This is a genomic window from Spirosoma flavus (assembly GCF_054778555.1).
On the sequence record NZ_BAAGZL010000002.1, the window covers coordinates 398,424 to 413,345 of the forward strand.

The following is a 14,922-nucleotide window of genomic DNA, read 5'->3' on the forward strand; positions in this document are numbered from 1 at the left end:
ACTGTATGAAGTAGGATGTAGGGTATATCCTGCTTCATACATCCTGCTATCCCCATATTTCATACATTCTATTCCATACATCATTTGTTGACTACCGAACAACAGCGCCTAAAAGATCCAGCCTGGCGGCAATGGGGGCCTTATGTCTCTGACCGTCAGTGGGGAACCGTGCGCGAAGATTACAGTGCTAACGGCGATGCGTGGAATTATACGACCCACGACATGGCCCGCAGTTATACGTATCGCTGGGGAGAAGACGGCATTGCCGGAATTTCGGATGATAAACAGCAGTTGTGCCTCGCTCTGGCCCTCTGGAATGGCAACGATTCGATTCTGAAAGAACGCTATTTCGGCTTGACCAATCACGAAGGTAACCACGGCGAAGACGTAAAGGAGTTGTATTTCTACCTCGACAATACGCCGACGCATTCGTACCAGCGAATGCTTTATAAATATCCGCAGACAGCCTATCCCTATGAGTGGCTGTTACGTGAAAATGCGCGCCGTTCGCGATTGGAACCCGAATTTGAACTGCTCGATACGTGCATTTTCGACGAAGATCGCTATTTTGATGTATTCGTAGAATACGCCAAAGCAGGTCCTCAGGATTTGCTGATGACCATTACGGTGTATAATCGTGGGCCCGAAGCGGCTACGTTGCACGTATTACCAACACTTTGGTTTCGCAATACCTGGGCGTTTGGCGACGATACGGACGGCGTACCCAACTATTGCCCTTCCCTGATTTTACAGCCCGACAGAACGGTGTCCGTCGAAGACTCCGCCCTCGGACGCTACGTTCTCCATGCGGAAGGTCAGCCGAATTGGTTGTTCTGCGAAAACGAATCGAACGTAGCCCGTTTATATGATATTCATACGGGCGCCCTATATCCTAAAGATGGCATCAATGACTACGTAGTGAATGGTGCGGATTCTGTCAATCCTGCTCAGGTTGGCACAAAAGCAGCTGCTCACTACGTCCTGAACGTAGCGTCCGGTACGTCCACTACAATACGTCTCCGGCTCGAAGCCACCGGCCCGACTGGCACCGAATTGACGCAGCCGTTTGCTGATTTCGACCAGATACGAGCACAACGCAAACAGGAGGCCGACGAATTTTACAAGGCTATTCATCCCGAACCGGCTACCGATGACGAAAAACGGGTTCAGCGGCAGGCTTTCGCGGGCATGCTTTGGAACAAACAATACTATTATTATGACGTCACGCGCTGGCTCAATGGCGACCCTCATCAGCCGCCACCGCCCCTGGAACGGTGGCAAGGACGTAACCATACCTGGCTGCAACTAATCAACGCGGGCGTGGTTTCGATGCCCGACAAGTGGGAATACCCCTGGTATGCCGCCTGGGACTGGGCTTTTCACTGCGTTGCACTGGCCGTTATTGACCCCGATTTTGCCAAACAGCAACTTATGCTGCTCACGAACGAATGGTTCATGCACCCGAATGGGCAGTTACCCGCCTACGAATGGAATTTTTCGGATGTCAATCCACCTGTTCAGGCCTGGGCAGCCTGGCGCATTTTTCAGATGGATAGCAAGCGGTTAGCGGCTGGACGTGAACCTACTGAGGCAGAAACCCGACAAGCCAGTGATTTAACGTTCTTACGCGGTATTTTCCATAAACTGATGCTCAATTTCACCTGGTGGGTCAACCGAAAGGATGAAGTGGGCAACAACATTTTCGAGGGGGGGTTTCTGGGATTAGATAACATTGGCGTATTCGATCGCAACACCGTGTTTCCGAACGGAAGCCATCTGGAACAGGCCGACGGTACGAGCTGGATGGCCATGTACGCCCTGAACATGATGCGCATTGCCATGGAACTGGCCCGTTATGACTCTGTATACGACGAAATGGCAACCAAATTCTTCGATCATTTTTTGTACATCGCTGGCGCCATTACCAGCATGGGTGAAAGCCATATTGGCCTCTGGGACGAATCTGACGGGTTTTTCTACGATCAATTGCGCATGAGTGATGGTAGTGTACAACGACTTCGGGTTCGAACGCTGGTTGGCCTGATTCCGATGTTTGCCGTAGAGATTCTGGACGAAAAACTGTTGAAGGCCAATCCTGCTTTCTGGCAGCGGATGAACTGGTTTCAAAGCCACCGGCCCGATTTGTATCACCAGGTGTCGCGGTATACCGAAACAGGGCACCATGAAAAGCGACTACTCAGTCTGCTTCGTGGTTTCCGGCTCAAATCATTACTGGCTAAAGTAATGGACGAAACGGAGTTTCTGAGTCCGCACGGTGTACGGGCAGTCTCAAAAGTATATGAGAATCAGCCATATACCTTCACGCTGGACGGCACAACTTTCACCTTGACCTACACCCCCGCCGAGAGTGATAGCAATATGTTTGGCGGCAACAGCAACTGGCGCGGTCCCGTCTGGATGCCGACCAATTACCTGATCATCGAAAGCCTTGAGCGGTTCTACGATTATTTTGGCGACGAGTTTACAATAGAATACCCAATCGGAAGCAAGCAGCAGGTAACGCTTAGCGACGTAAGTCGTGAACTGACCAACCGACTCATCAGCCTGTTCACAACCGATGCCAACGGCAAACGACCCGCCATGGGGCTGCATCCGAAGTACCAGGACCCTTATTTCCGCGACTACACGCTCTTCTATGAATATTTCGACGGCGACAATGGTCGGGGACTGGGAGCAAGCCACCAAACCGGGTGGACAGGCCTTGTGGCTGAACTCATCAATCGAAAGTATGGTAAGTAAAGCGGTTAACAACTAGCAATTAAAGCTTCAAACATTGCACAGGTTGTCAACCGCCTTACTACGTTATTGGTCTGCCTGCAATTGCCGAAACCGACTTAAACCTACCTGAGCTTGCGTTTGCTTAGGCTTTGGCGCAGAAAAACGGCTAGAAATCGACGGATCATGCTGCCTGTCGGTGGTCAGCGCAATTAAGGAACTAACTTGCGTATGCAGATTCTCTACTTGTTGTTGTAATGAAAAGAGTTGTTTCTCTACTGAAGTCATAGCGTAATGATAGTATTGCTCAACGTACTACGGGAAACGTAGCATCAACTGTGAGTAAAGATTATTTTAGAATGGTGAAATTGGAGTGCATTAACGGGAGAGTATGTTTCCACCGAAAGGCGTAGACATACGGGCCAGCCCTTTGAAAACGAATTCGTTTTGACGAATAAAGCGCAATTGGGCGAAAACAGAAAAAGTACAAATTATCTTTTTTATAAATTGGGACAGATCATCTTTTTTAACCTCGTCTAAACTTTCAAAATTTTTCTTTAATTTATTCATAATCAATACAAATTAAGACACTTCTTTATTATTCAATTACACATTACTAACTAAATTAAGAGTAATATTAGTTTTCGTATATCAGTAAAATGCAAAAACTACTTCTGATTCTTCACCAAAAAACCGAATTGTACAAGCGATTCACCTAGTATTACTATGGTCTTTTTGTTGAAAAAAGGCGGATTTACCGAAGGAAAAACTAACCCTGATAAGGCTCATTCTGTGGCTTTGTAGTAAAATATTCACATCGTATATTTGGTCAATACCATAATCCTATACCCTTTTATGCGTTGGCCTGGTAACGAGTATATCCGATTCCGTCCATACTTGTTTTGGTGGCAGTTTTCGGCGTACAGAAAGTTCCGTTACCTCCTCCTAGTCGGGTATTTCGCCGTGGCCAGTTGTCAGCCGTCGGGTTCAGAGCGGATTTTTCGGATTGGTTTCTCGCAGTGTACTGGTGGCGACGAATGGCGAAAAACATTGCTGCACGACATGAAGCGGCAGTTGGCGTTTCACCCCAATTACACCCTTCTGTATGAAGACGCTGCTAACAATACAGATCGTCAGATTCGTCAGGTCGAAGCCCTCGCCAATCAGAATATCGACTTACTGATTATCTCACCGAACGAAAGTGCACCATTTACAAAAGTCGTTGAGGCTATTTTTCGAAAAGGCATACCGGTTATTTTGCTGGACAGAAAAGTTAATTCCGACTTATACAATGCCTATATCGGGGGCGACAATACTGAAATTGGCCGGATGGCGGCCGAATTCGTAGGGAAGTATTTGAACGGCAAAGGCAACGTAACAGAAATCTGGGGGTTGCGTAGTTCATCGCCTGCGCAGGAGCGACACAATGGGTTTCGAGAGGAATTAAAAAAATATCCAGGTATTCACGTAACGGCAGAAATCGACGGAAAATGGGAGCGGGATACCGCCCGTAACGTAGTATCGACTTCCCCTGACATCTTCAAAAACACCGATCTGATTTTCGCACACAACGATGTAATGGCCATCGGAGCATACGAAGCTACGAAACGTAACGACCTGACCGACAGACTTGAATTTATTGGTATTGATGCCTTACCCGGCCCCCGTGCGGGTATGCAGGCCGTGTCCGACGGCATCCTGAAAGCTAGTTTTTTATACCCGACCGGTGGCGAAGAAGCCATTGAAACAGCAGCCCATATACTCGAAGGGAAAGCGTTCAAACGGGAACAAATCCTGACATCGATTCAGGTCGATGCGAAAAACATTCGGGGACTGAAGGCACAAAGTGACAAATTGCTCGCTCAACAGGCTGATATTGAGAAGCAAAGTCAGATTATAGATGAGCTTACCCGAACGTATTCATCACAACGGAGCACCCTTTACATTACGCTGTGTAGCTTACTGATTGCCGTTGCGCTGGGTATCTGGGCTTATTATTTACTACGGGCGAGAAAAGTGGCTTACCAGACGCTCGAACGACAAAACGAGGAAATTCGTCAGCAAAAAAATCAGCTCGAAGACGTATCACGGCAGGCACGGCAGGCCACAGAAGACAAACTTCGGTTTTATTCATACATCTCACACGAATTTAATACGCCCCTCAGCCTGATTTTAACGCCTACGGAAGACTTGTTGAGTAAGAAATCGGTTAGCCCTTCCGAACTCCGGACGAGCCTATCGATGGTGCAGAAAAATGCGTACCGGCTGCTACGTCTCGTCGACCAGATGCTGGATTTACGCAAGTCGGATGCTGGTAAACAGCGGCTTCGGGCAGCAGAACAGGACGTAGTAACGTTTGTTAACGACATCGTAAACGATTTCAGACGCAAGGCTGACAAGCAACGTATTGACCTTCAGTTTTTGACCGAACTGAGTGTTCAGCCACTTTGGTTCGAGGCTGAAAAGCTCGATAAAGTTTTAGTCAATCTCCTGTCGAATGCCTTTAAATACACACCTAAAGGCGGCCTGATTCATGTCAAGCTTGACAAAATTGACGAGCAGGTACGTATCCAGGTACAAGACAACGGCCAGGGCATGACGACCGACGAGCAAGCCCACGCGTTCGACTTGTTTTTCAGTGGAGCACGCCCTTTTAACCTCTCAAAAGGACTTGGCCTGGCTCTGTCGAAAGAATTTATGGAGTTACATCAGGGCACTATTCGCGTGGAGTCAACATCCGGACAAGGTACCCTGTTTACGTTGCTTTTACCACTCGGTAACAGCCATCTGAGCGCTTCCGAACAGATAAAGCCCGATACAAATGAACGTAGCAGTTCGTATCAGAGTATCGATGGGCTAGAAACGGACTTTGGAAACGTAGCAGCAATACGTTTACCCGAGAAGAATGCCGCTACGTTACTGATTGTGGAAGATAACGACGACTTACGTTTGTTTCTGAGCGAACGCCTGAGCGGTGAATTTGATATTATTGCGGAACCCAATGGCGCGCTGGGTTGGGAACGCGCCCTCGAAACTATTCCCGATCTGGTAATCAGCGACGTAATGTTACCCACGTTGTCAAGATCCATCCAGTCTGGAACCGAAATAGACGGTCTGCAACTAACACAACGGCTCAAAACGGACCTACGCACATCGCACATTCCGGTTATTCTGCTGACGGCAAAACGTCAGACTGAGCATCAGATCGAGGGCGCCCGCGCTGGTGCCGACGCATACCTGACAAAACCGTTCAACACTACGTTCCTGCTCGAAACCATTCGTACTACGCTGGCGAACCGGCGTAAATGGCAGCAGCGACTCACGTCTGATTTTACAATTCAAACTGGCAATCGACAGGACAAAAAATTCCTGAATGAACTCACCTCACTCATCGAACAAAACCTGAGTGATTCGACTTTCAGCGTCGAAAAACTTAGCCGGGAAATGGGTTTGTCGAGGGTGCAGCTGTACCGGAAAGTTCAGGCGCTTCTTGAGATGAACGTAATGGATTACCTAACCGAAATCAGGCTGAAACGAGCGAAATACCTATTGCGGGAAACCAACCGACCCATGGCCGACATTGCTGTTGAAACGGGCTTCAACTCAGCAGCGTATTTCACTACGTTCTTTAAACAGCACACTCAGAAAACCCCTTCCGAATACCGAAAATCGCCCGTTGGAACGTAACATACCACAACTAAAACTCCGCCAAACGTAGCATCGTGCTACGTTTGGCGGAGTTTAATACGTATTCAATCAGCTTAATTTAGGGAGCTGCGGGAAGTAGGACGCGGTCAATTACTTGGATAATACCATTCGAAGCTACCTGGTCGGTTTGTACTACGTTGGCAGCAACTGATCCGTTTCCTTTACCGGTAATAGTCACTTTACCACCGCTAACATTAATCCGGACGCTGGTTCCCTGAGCCGTAACGATATCGGCACCATCCTGGAACGTCTGCGCATAAGCCCGGTATTTCAGAAGGTGATAAAGCAACAGATCAGCAACTTTCTTTTGGTCAGCAGCTTTAATAGCAGCTTCACTCGCATAACCAGCGGCTTTGAAGGCATCGTTCGTCGGAGCAAATAGCGTATAACCGTTTTTAGAGCTCTGGTTGATGATGTCCTGCACACTCGAACCAGCCCGTTCAATAGCTGCTGTCAGGAATGACAGGTTATTGTTGGCCTTAACAGCACCGGACAGGTTGGCAGTTGCTGGCATAAGCACCTGATTGATAACATGTACTACGCCATTTGTAGTAGGCAAGTCGCCCTCGGCAATTTTGGCCTGATTGACGCTAATGTTCGTCAGACTGGTTTTAAACACCGAAATCTGGTTGTCAGCCAACGCAGTCTGATATTCAGTGTTTACCGCCGTCGGAATGGACGACTGATCAATACGTGAGCCTACAATGTGATACCGAAGAATGCGTTGCAGATCGGCTACCGGGGCGGCTGCAATGGCCGCTTCACTGGCAAAACCGGCTGCTTTAAAGGCATCGTCAGACGGAGCGAAAATGGTGATCAGGCTATTATTAAACTCGCTAGCCAATCCGGCACGGGTTATAGCAGCCTCCAGAAAATTCAAATTAGATTTTTGAGCAATAAACGATACTGAGTTTACAACAACCAATGTGCCATTGCCAGGAGTTGTTGACGTACCAGAACCAGGGGTAGTCGATGTACCAGAACCGGGAGTTGTTGATGTGCCAGAACCGGGTGTAGTAGCCGTACCGGAACCAGGTGTTGTACTCGTTCCGCCACCCGTTGGGTCAGGCGTATCCATCTTACAACTTGAGAAAAAAGGTGCCGCTGCACAGAGCAGCACGAACGTACTCCACCGGAAGTACGAATGAAAGAATCGGTTCATTTTGTTGAGTAAATTAAGTGAACGTTAACATTTTATTCTCCGTCTTTACCGTCGCTCATTTGCATGAAATACGGATAGGACATCTGCATAAAAAACGTAGATTGTTCGGGGATGTTTTAGAAAATCTATCAATTTTTATGAAGGCAAATTACATATACATGATTTCTAAATATCTATAACGCATTGATTTTCAGAATTTTATTTTATAATTCTGTTTTTCTATGTAACCTTTTGAAAAAGTTACATTTTACGAATATCAATACTTATTTAGAGTAAATCTTACTAAAATCAGTACATATGAATAGAGCAAATTAAGTTGAACATTAGATATAATTTCAAACTTCATAACGTATACATAATTGATCCTTTTTTATGTCAACAGCGATCCCGAATTACAAATTACAGGCGTTTCCAAGGCACGAACCTCATGCTCTATTCTACATGACTCGCCTGGAAAAACTGGTTCAGGAATTTCACGGCATCGACAAGCCTCACTCGCATACATTCTATTTATTGATGTGGATCCGACAAGGTACGGGCACCCACACCATTGATTTCAAAACCTATCCGGTACGTATCAATCAGCTTTACTTTCTTACTCCCGGCCAGGTACATAGCTGGGAATTATCGTCAGATATTCAGGGATACAATTTGTTTTTCGAAGCCAATTTTTTTCGGGAGCGATTCGGGCAGCGGCTGTTTCAATATCCTTTTTTCCACTCTAATCAGCACCAACCACTCCTCGAAGTGACGAATGATGCCAGCCGTCTTGATACGTTGTTTTCCTACGCGTATGACGAATATGAGCACCAGCAAATTAATCGGGCGGAGGTTTTTCTATCTTTTGTGCACCTGTTACTCGAAACGGCAAACCGGCTTTATACCCAACAACTTACGAGTTCTGATGCGCAACTTTATGACCGCATTCGACAGTATGAGGAACTGATTGAGCAACAGTTTATGACCATTCGGGAGGTCAGGCACTACGCCGATCAAATGCATTTGACCCCAAATTACCTGAATCACATTTGCAAAAAAGTGCTCGATAAATCGGCCAGTCAGCTTATTCACGAACGTATCGCTATTGAAGCCAAACGCTGGTTAACCCATACGTCCAATTCCATTAAGGAAATCGGCTTCCAACTCGCTTTCGACGACCCCTCCTACTTTGTTCGCTTTTTCAAAAAGCAAACCGGTCAAACGCCCGCCGAATTTCGAGAAGAACTAAGACTTCATCGTTGATTTGTACCATAACTGACTTAATTTGAACTATCACTACTACGTTTGTAAATAGTACTTTTGTAACGTAACAAACGGCCTGCCAAATCGATGAGCATTTCCCCGTGTTACGTCCCTTGCCATGTTCGCCAATAGCCGATTCTATAGCGTAGTCGCCAATAAATGCCCAAGATGTCATCAAGGCGATTTCTTCGTTAAAAGCAGCGCCTTCAGTAAAAATTTCGACCAAATGCATTCGCACTGCCCGAATTGTGGCGAAAACTTCATGCCCGAACCCGGATTTTATTGGGCATCGATGTTCGTAAGTTATGCGTTATATACCATTTATTGCCTGTTGACGTTTTTTATCTTTGTACAATGGCTACAGATTGATCTGGATTACTATTTAATTGGTCTGGTACCCACGTTGATCCTGTTAACTCCGTATTTCTTCCGGGTAGCCCGCCGAACCTGGCTCACCTTATTCGTTGCGCCCAAACCCAATTTGGCGTAGCTATGAGCAACGGCCATTAATGGCAAGATGATTACCTTTATGGCTTACCGCCAAATTGATTATGCTTGTCAAAGTCGCCGTGGTTCAGGCATCGCCTATATTTTTCGACATTCAGCAGACAATCGATAAACTGGAAGCCTGCGTTGCTACGTCAGCAGAGCAGGGCTGCCAGTTTATTTTGTTTCCCGAATCCTTCATTCCGGGTTACCCCCGCAAATTCACCTTCGGCGCTAAAGTTGGTTTACGTACCGATGCAGGGCGCGAGCTTTACCTGAAATACTGGCAGAATAGCCTGCAAATTCCCAGTCCTGAGTTAACTAGAATTGAGCAGATCGCCCGCGATTATAACATGTTTCTGGCCGTGGGCGTCACCGAACGGGATGCCCTACATGGCAGTTTATATTGTACGTTGATTTACGTATCACCAACGGAGGGTTATTTAGGTAAACACCAGAAAATCAAGCCAACCGGCGTGGAGCGACTCGTTTGGGGTGAAGGTTCCGGCAAAGACTCGCTACGTGTGTTCGACACCAGTTTGGGACGTATCGGTGGGCTGATCTGTTGGGAAAACTACATGCCTTTGGCCCGTCTGAGCATTTACCAGCAGTTTCCGCAAATCTACCTCGCTCCCACCGCCGACGCCCGTCCAACCTGGCCCGCTACGTTGCAGCATATCGCCTGCGAAGCACGTTGCTACGTCCTGGGCTGCAATCAATTCGTGCAACGGAGTGATTACCCAGAAGATTATCAGGCCTTTCTGGATGAGGATGAACTCATTGTAAGTCGGGGCGGAAGTGCCATTATATCACCCCAGGGCGAGTTTTTAGCCGAACCGCTTTGGGGTGAAGAAGGTATTTTGATCGCTGAACTGGATTTGGATAATGTAATGAAAAGTAAACTTGATTTCGACGTAGTAGGCCATTACACCCGCCCGGATCTATTTGCTTTCACCCTGAATAAATTCTAGGACAAAGCCCGATTATCCGTCTGCATATTACATTAGATTCCGGTTTACCGATAACTAAAAACACAACGTATTGACCTGCTTTTCAGCGCCTTTTATTTCCTGATTGGCTTATCTTTCATGCAGTTTTGATTAATCCTGTAACCATACTCGCATGAAAACTTTCTACGTTTTATTCGCCATTCTGCTTAGTACGTCGGCATCGGCTCAAATTATAACCAATTACGTGGTGCGTTCCCCAAATTCTACCACACCAGCTGTTTACAACACACTTGTTGGCAGTTTTGCGGGAAATTCAACACTAACGGGCGGTTATAACGTATTATTAGGACCTTTTGCCGGCTCTAAAACGACATCGGGTAGTAGCAACATTCTGATAGGGTATCAGGCTGGCAATGAGAACACAACAGGAAGCAATAATGTTTATGTGGGCGGGTATGCGGGCTTTAATAGCACCGTTGGTACTGAAAACGTCTTTGTTGGTCATGAATCGGGAGAGAGTAATACGACCGGTGGCGGCAATGTATTTGTAGGATTTCAGGCGGGTCGTGCTAATTCAGGCGGAGTGGCCAACGTATTCGCCGGTCACCTGGCGGGCTATACAAATACAGGTGGTACTCAAAATGTATTTATGGGAAATCAGGCTGGCTTTCTTAACACAACAGGTAGTGAAAATGTCATTATTGGCAATGAAGCGGGCTACACCAATTCAGAAGGCTATGCTAATGTTTTCCTGGGTTTTGCAACCGGCAACAAGAACACAACCGGACATTACAATACCTTTTTAGGTTATGCTTCTGGCTACAAAAATACAGTTGGGCAGGCTAATACGTTCGTCGGTTATCTGGCTGGTGATCAGAACACAACAGGCGGAAATAACGTCTTCGTTGGGCAACAGGCAGGTTTTTTTAATACCACAGGCAGTAATAACATTATTATTGGCCCCTCGTCCGGCACAGTTGTTACTACCGGTAGTCAGAATATTATGCTGGGCGTGAATGCTCAACCTACTTCCGGAACCCTTCAAAATGCAGTGGCCATTGGTGCCAATGCGAGAGTAGCTTTGAATAACGCGATTGTACTGGGCGATCCAACGAATACCAGTATCGCCGTAGGTATCGGTACCGATTCACCCCAATTTCCGCTCGATGTGCGAGGCACCATTAATCTGCGGAATAGCGGTAGAATTAAATTCAGTCATCTTGTTAACCCCAACATACGTAACGGCACCACCGACCAATTTCTAACAGTTAACGAAGAGGGGGAAACCGTACTAGCCCGCCACCGACTACGTATCGACAACGTGAATCAATGGAGCGACAGGGTTTTTAGCCGGTCTTATGTGCTACGTCCGTTATCTTCAGTAGCTGCGTATGTGATCAGGTATGGGCACTTGCCGGGGCTTCCCTCAGCCAAGAACGTAGTAGAAGAGGGAATTGATCTGAACATACTGAATGCTACGTTGCTGGAAAAAATTGAAGAACTTACTCTTTACAGCATTCAACTGGAAAAAGCCAATCAGCAACAGCAGCAACAACTCAAAGCGATTGAGCGAAAGCATCAGCACGAAATTGATGAATTACGAGAACTCGTTAATCAATTAGCGAAAAGGAAATAAACCGCTTTACGTTTATTATGCGCTCAGTAACCAAGCCAGGTTGGTAACAGGCAATAAATTTAAAAATAACGGCCTTTTTCTGCTTTACATCAACAACAGAACCTTTACAATTTGGTACGACGTATAATCACTTGATTACTTCACTGATTTGTATCGTTGGGCTGATGTTAGTGTACTTTGGAAAATCTGCTCTAATGGCTTCTCGATTAGGAGCAATAGCTGCCTGATAATCAGCCAAACTTTTAACATAAAAACTTCCAATTGCCATGAAGGGTAATGGCGAGTTAGGCATTCCATTGGATACCCCTTTTTCTATAGTATACCGTACTAAATTAGCCCCTATCAAACCGGCTACAAATGGCATGTGATTCTTTTCGTAATAATCCATGTCGAACGTTTTGCCTTCTGCATACGGGTACAAAATGGAAATTTTAGTCAAGCCTTTTTCAACACCATCTGTTTTGATTTCAGATTTAGGCGTGTTTTTCTGTTGGGCAAATGTTGAAAAACTTATGCTAACAGCTAATACAAATAATACGAATTTCATTTTTTAAAAGGCCTTTTTTAATTGTCTGGAGCGAAGCTACTAAAAGTAACGAAAATCTACTTTTTTTAAGCGGCAAACATCGGAGATTTCGCGCTATACTACAGAGCCTAAAAGGGAAGCAACGTACATACCCTCCTTCTATAGTGAGCATGTAGCTGGGTTAATGAGCTGACAAAGCGAAGTAATTAACCAATATAAAACAGAAAAAAGCAAAAAAAGCAGATGGGCAAGGCTCATCTGCTTTCCTACTTCTATCCACACCATTTGAAGAAAGCACGTTCGTGCATCTTCTTCTAGTATGTCGTAAATATGAGATGAATAAAGGGTTTGTTTGCATATGTGACCATTAGTTTATTTAACGGTCCTGTTAGCAGTAAAAATTACCTAACCGGCTGAGTTTCGCCTATAGGCTAATCAGTCTTTATGAAAGGAAAAATATAATTCTATCCCAGCTAAGCCTATTGAACCAACTCTTTATTCATCACTTTTAAAACGGCCAATTCTTTCATTTTACATTCGTAGACAATGTCTACTTCTTTGCCATATGTATTAACGGGCGAGTAAAGCCAGTCGGCATGGGCTTCTTTTCTGGCTGTTGGATCTTCGAACTGTTTCCGGGAATCCGAAAAATGAAATACAGGTCGTACATCCCACGTACTATAGGCAGTCATGAACGCTTCTTCCTCAGTTTGTTCGCCGGGATTGAGCGAATGGTGAAAGTAGTCGAAGACGATGGGCGTCCCAATAGTTTCGTACAAGTAGGTCAAATCGGCCACTGTATATAAGCTCTGCCGGTCATCGTTTTCGACGGTTAACCGGGCCCGTAGATTTTCCGATAATAGGGCGAAATTTCGGGCAAATCGATCCAATGTTGCTTTCTTATCGCCATACGTTCCACCCGCATGAATATTAATTTTATTCCAGTGCGAAGGCGTCAATCCCATTAAATCAAATAGTTCTGACTGATATTCCAGATCGACGATGGTATTGTCGAGCACTTTACCCTGTCCGGCCAGGTGGTTGAATGGCCCCGGATGAGTCGTCAGCCGAATAGGCCGAGAGCCAATTTTTTCGAGAGTTGCTTTTATATCCGCAAAATCAGGCAGTTGGGAAATTTTATATTCAGATGCCCAGGGAAATAAATCTGACGAAACACGAAAAAGCCGGAAGCCATTTTCAAGATTCCAGTCGACAATCTTCAATAAATCCTGCACATTCTTCAGGGCTAGTTCCGACGCATAGGCAACCCCTTTTTCGGCGAATGTTTTTTTAACCATTCCCCGGTTAGTTGTGATTTTACTGGCCTGAAGGCTAAGATTGATGCAGGCGTAGCCGACACCATGTGGTGAAAGTATCATAACGTTTGAAAGAGATTTTTGACATCCGGCTTAACCGCTTGGTCAAAAGTTAATCGATTATTATTACTATCCGTTGTATCTTTTGCACGAAAGTCATAGACTTTTTGCAATGGGACGTAACGGGTTCTCATTACTATTTATGGAAGACTTTACACTTGAACAGATAACCAGCATAACTAGCGGTTATCGTAACCTGGCCCACGCTTTAAACGGATTTCAGGGGGAGCATTGGCAGGAATTGACCGACGAACAACATTTAGATATCAACGCCTACCAGAACAGTTTGCTCAACCGGGCAAACGACCTTCAGACACGTAGCGTCCGACCCGCTTTTACCAATGCGACCGACGTAGCGGATCAGGTTCGTCAGGCCATCGAAAAGGCCCGTATGGGGCTTCGGTACGTTCAGGATTTACCCGTTGCGCTCAATATTGGGGCTATTATTGTAGCCATGGCCTCCTACGTAGCACGCCCAAACGTTCGTGGTTTACAGACAACCCTGCGGGAGCTGGACGAGCTGTTGAAATCAAAAGCAGAATAAATAAGTAAGGGGTATGCAGCGACGGCGATGCTACGTTTGTACTGCCCGCTCGTCTCCCCATACCCCTTCTTCCTGCTGCCTATTTTTAGCAATCTACGAAACCAAACCTGATGGCGATTTTACGCCAACGAGTTCTACTTCGAAGGTTAAATCCTGACCGGCCAGCGGGTGATTCGCATCGAGCGTAACGCTAGTGTCAGTCAGTTCCCGTACGATGACCGGAATGGGGCGCGGGTTACCATCTTCGTGCATATTCAACGTAGCGCCCACTTCGAGCGGAATCTCGTCGGGAATCTCTGATCGATTCAGCGTGAAAATCATTTCTTCGTTAGCCGGCCCGTAAGCGTCCTCAACTGGAATATTTATCGTCTTCTTTTCGCCCTGGTTCATACCGGCTACGCCTTCATCGAATCCTCTGATAACCTGTCCGCTTCCTACTGTAAACTCCAGCGGAGTACGTCCTTCTGATGAATCGAAAATGGTTCCGTCGGTTAGCGTTCCGGTATAATGCACCTGAACGGTATCGCCAGATTTTGCCTGTGCCATAGTTGTATAG

Annotated in this window: 13 protein-coding genes; 7 read left to right on the forward strand and 6 right to left on the reverse strand. The window is 46.2% G+C overall.

Annotation, left to right across the window (positions count from 1 at the left end; all coding sequences use genetic code 11):
* Positions 1-87: 87 nt before the first annotated feature.
* A complete protein-coding gene (locus ACYVF1_RS10700; RefSeq protein WP_461078458.1) occupies positions 88-2,760 on the forward strand; it encodes an MGH1-like glycoside hydrolase domain-containing protein in 2,673 nt (890 codons plus the stop codon).
* 63 nt (positions 2,761-2,823) lie between these two features.
* Here ACYVF1_RS10700 and ACYVF1_RS10705 read toward each other — a convergent pair whose 3' ends face one another.
* Positions 2,824-3,024: a hypothetical protein gene (locus tag ACYVF1_RS10705; protein ID WP_461078460.1), complete on the reverse strand. Its 201-nt coding sequence runs from the start codon at positions 3,022-3,024 to the stop codon at positions 2,824-2,826.
* A 90-nt stretch (positions 3,025-3,114) separates the two neighbouring features.
* On the reverse strand, positions 3,115-3,306 hold the full coding sequence (locus ACYVF1_RS10710) for a hypothetical protein (protein ID WP_461078462.1): 192 nt from the start codon (positions 3,304-3,306) through the stop codon (positions 3,115-3,117).
* A 285-nt stretch (positions 3,307-3,591) separates the two neighbouring features.
* On the opposite strand from ACYVF1_RS10710, the gene ACYVF1_RS10715 reads away from it, so the two are divergent.
* The gene (locus tag ACYVF1_RS10715; protein ID WP_461078464.1) at positions 3,592-6,423 is read left to right on the forward strand and encodes a substrate-binding domain-containing protein; all 2,832 of its coding nucleotides are present in this window, start codon (positions 3,592-3,594) and stop codon (positions 6,421-6,423) included.
* A 79-nt stretch (positions 6,424-6,502) separates the two neighbouring features.
* Here the strand turns inward: ACYVF1_RS10715 and ACYVF1_RS10720 are convergent, their stop codons facing one another.
* Positions 6,503-7,606 (reverse strand): fasciclin domain-containing protein, encoded by a 1,104-nt coding sequence (locus tag ACYVF1_RS10720; RefSeq protein ID WP_461078466.1) that lies wholly within the window; start codon positions 7,604-7,606, stop codon positions 6,503-6,505.
* A gap of 372 nt (positions 7,607-7,978) precedes the next feature.
* Between ACYVF1_RS10720 and ACYVF1_RS10725 the strand changes: the two genes are divergently transcribed.
* The 4 genes from ACYVF1_RS10725 to ACYVF1_RS10740 all read left to right on the forward strand — a co-directional run bounded on the left by ACYVF1_RS10725 (position 7,979) and on the right by ACYVF1_RS10740 (position 11,920).
* On the forward strand, positions 7,979-8,848 hold the full coding sequence (locus ACYVF1_RS10725) for an AraC family transcriptional regulator (protein WP_461078468.1): 870 nt from the start codon (positions 7,979-7,981) through the stop codon (positions 8,846-8,848).
* Between the two features lie 226 nt (positions 8,849-9,074).
* Positions 9,075-9,338: a DUF983 domain-containing protein gene (locus ACYVF1_RS10730; RefSeq protein WP_461078470.1), complete on the forward strand. Its 264-nt coding sequence runs from the start codon at positions 9,075-9,077 to the stop codon at positions 9,336-9,338.
* 61 nt (positions 9,339-9,399) lie between these two features.
* Positions 9,400-10,305 (forward strand): carbon-nitrogen hydrolase family protein, encoded by a 906-nt coding sequence (locus tag ACYVF1_RS10735; RefSeq protein ID WP_461078472.1) that lies wholly within the window; start codon positions 9,400-9,402, stop codon positions 10,303-10,305.
* 151 nt (positions 10,306-10,456) lie between these two features.
* On the forward strand, positions 10,457-11,920 hold the full coding sequence (locus tag ACYVF1_RS10740) for a hypothetical protein (RefSeq protein WP_461078474.1): 1,464 nt from the start codon (positions 10,457-10,459) through the stop codon (positions 11,918-11,920).
* Positions 11,921-12,047: 127 nt separating this feature from the next.
* Here the strand turns inward: ACYVF1_RS10740 and ACYVF1_RS10745 are convergent, their stop codons facing one another.
* Positions 12,048-12,467: an EthD family reductase gene (locus ACYVF1_RS10745; protein WP_461078476.1), complete on the reverse strand. Its 420-nt coding sequence runs from the start codon at positions 12,465-12,467 to the stop codon at positions 12,048-12,050.
* Positions 12,468-12,925: 458 nt separating this feature from the next.
* Complete coding sequence (gene uvsE, locus ACYVF1_RS10750; protein WP_461078478.1) at positions 12,926-13,825, reverse strand: UV DNA damage repair endonuclease UvsE; 900 nt, start codon at positions 13,823-13,825, stop codon at positions 12,926-12,928.
* A gap of 139 nt (positions 13,826-13,964) precedes the next feature.
* Between uvsE and ACYVF1_RS10755 the strand changes: the two genes are divergently transcribed.
* Positions 13,965-14,366: a hypothetical protein gene (locus ACYVF1_RS10755; RefSeq protein ID WP_461078480.1), complete on the forward strand. Its 402-nt coding sequence runs from the start codon at positions 13,965-13,967 to the stop codon at positions 14,364-14,366.
* A gap of 93 nt (positions 14,367-14,459) precedes the next feature.
* Here ACYVF1_RS10755 and ACYVF1_RS10760 read toward each other — a convergent pair whose 3' ends face one another.
* Positions 14,460-14,912, reverse strand: a complete 453-nt coding sequence (locus tag ACYVF1_RS10760) for an FKBP-type peptidyl-prolyl cis-trans isomerase (protein ID WP_461078482.1) — start codon at positions 14,910-14,912, stop codon at positions 14,460-14,462.
* Positions 14,913-14,922: the final 10 nt, after the last annotated feature.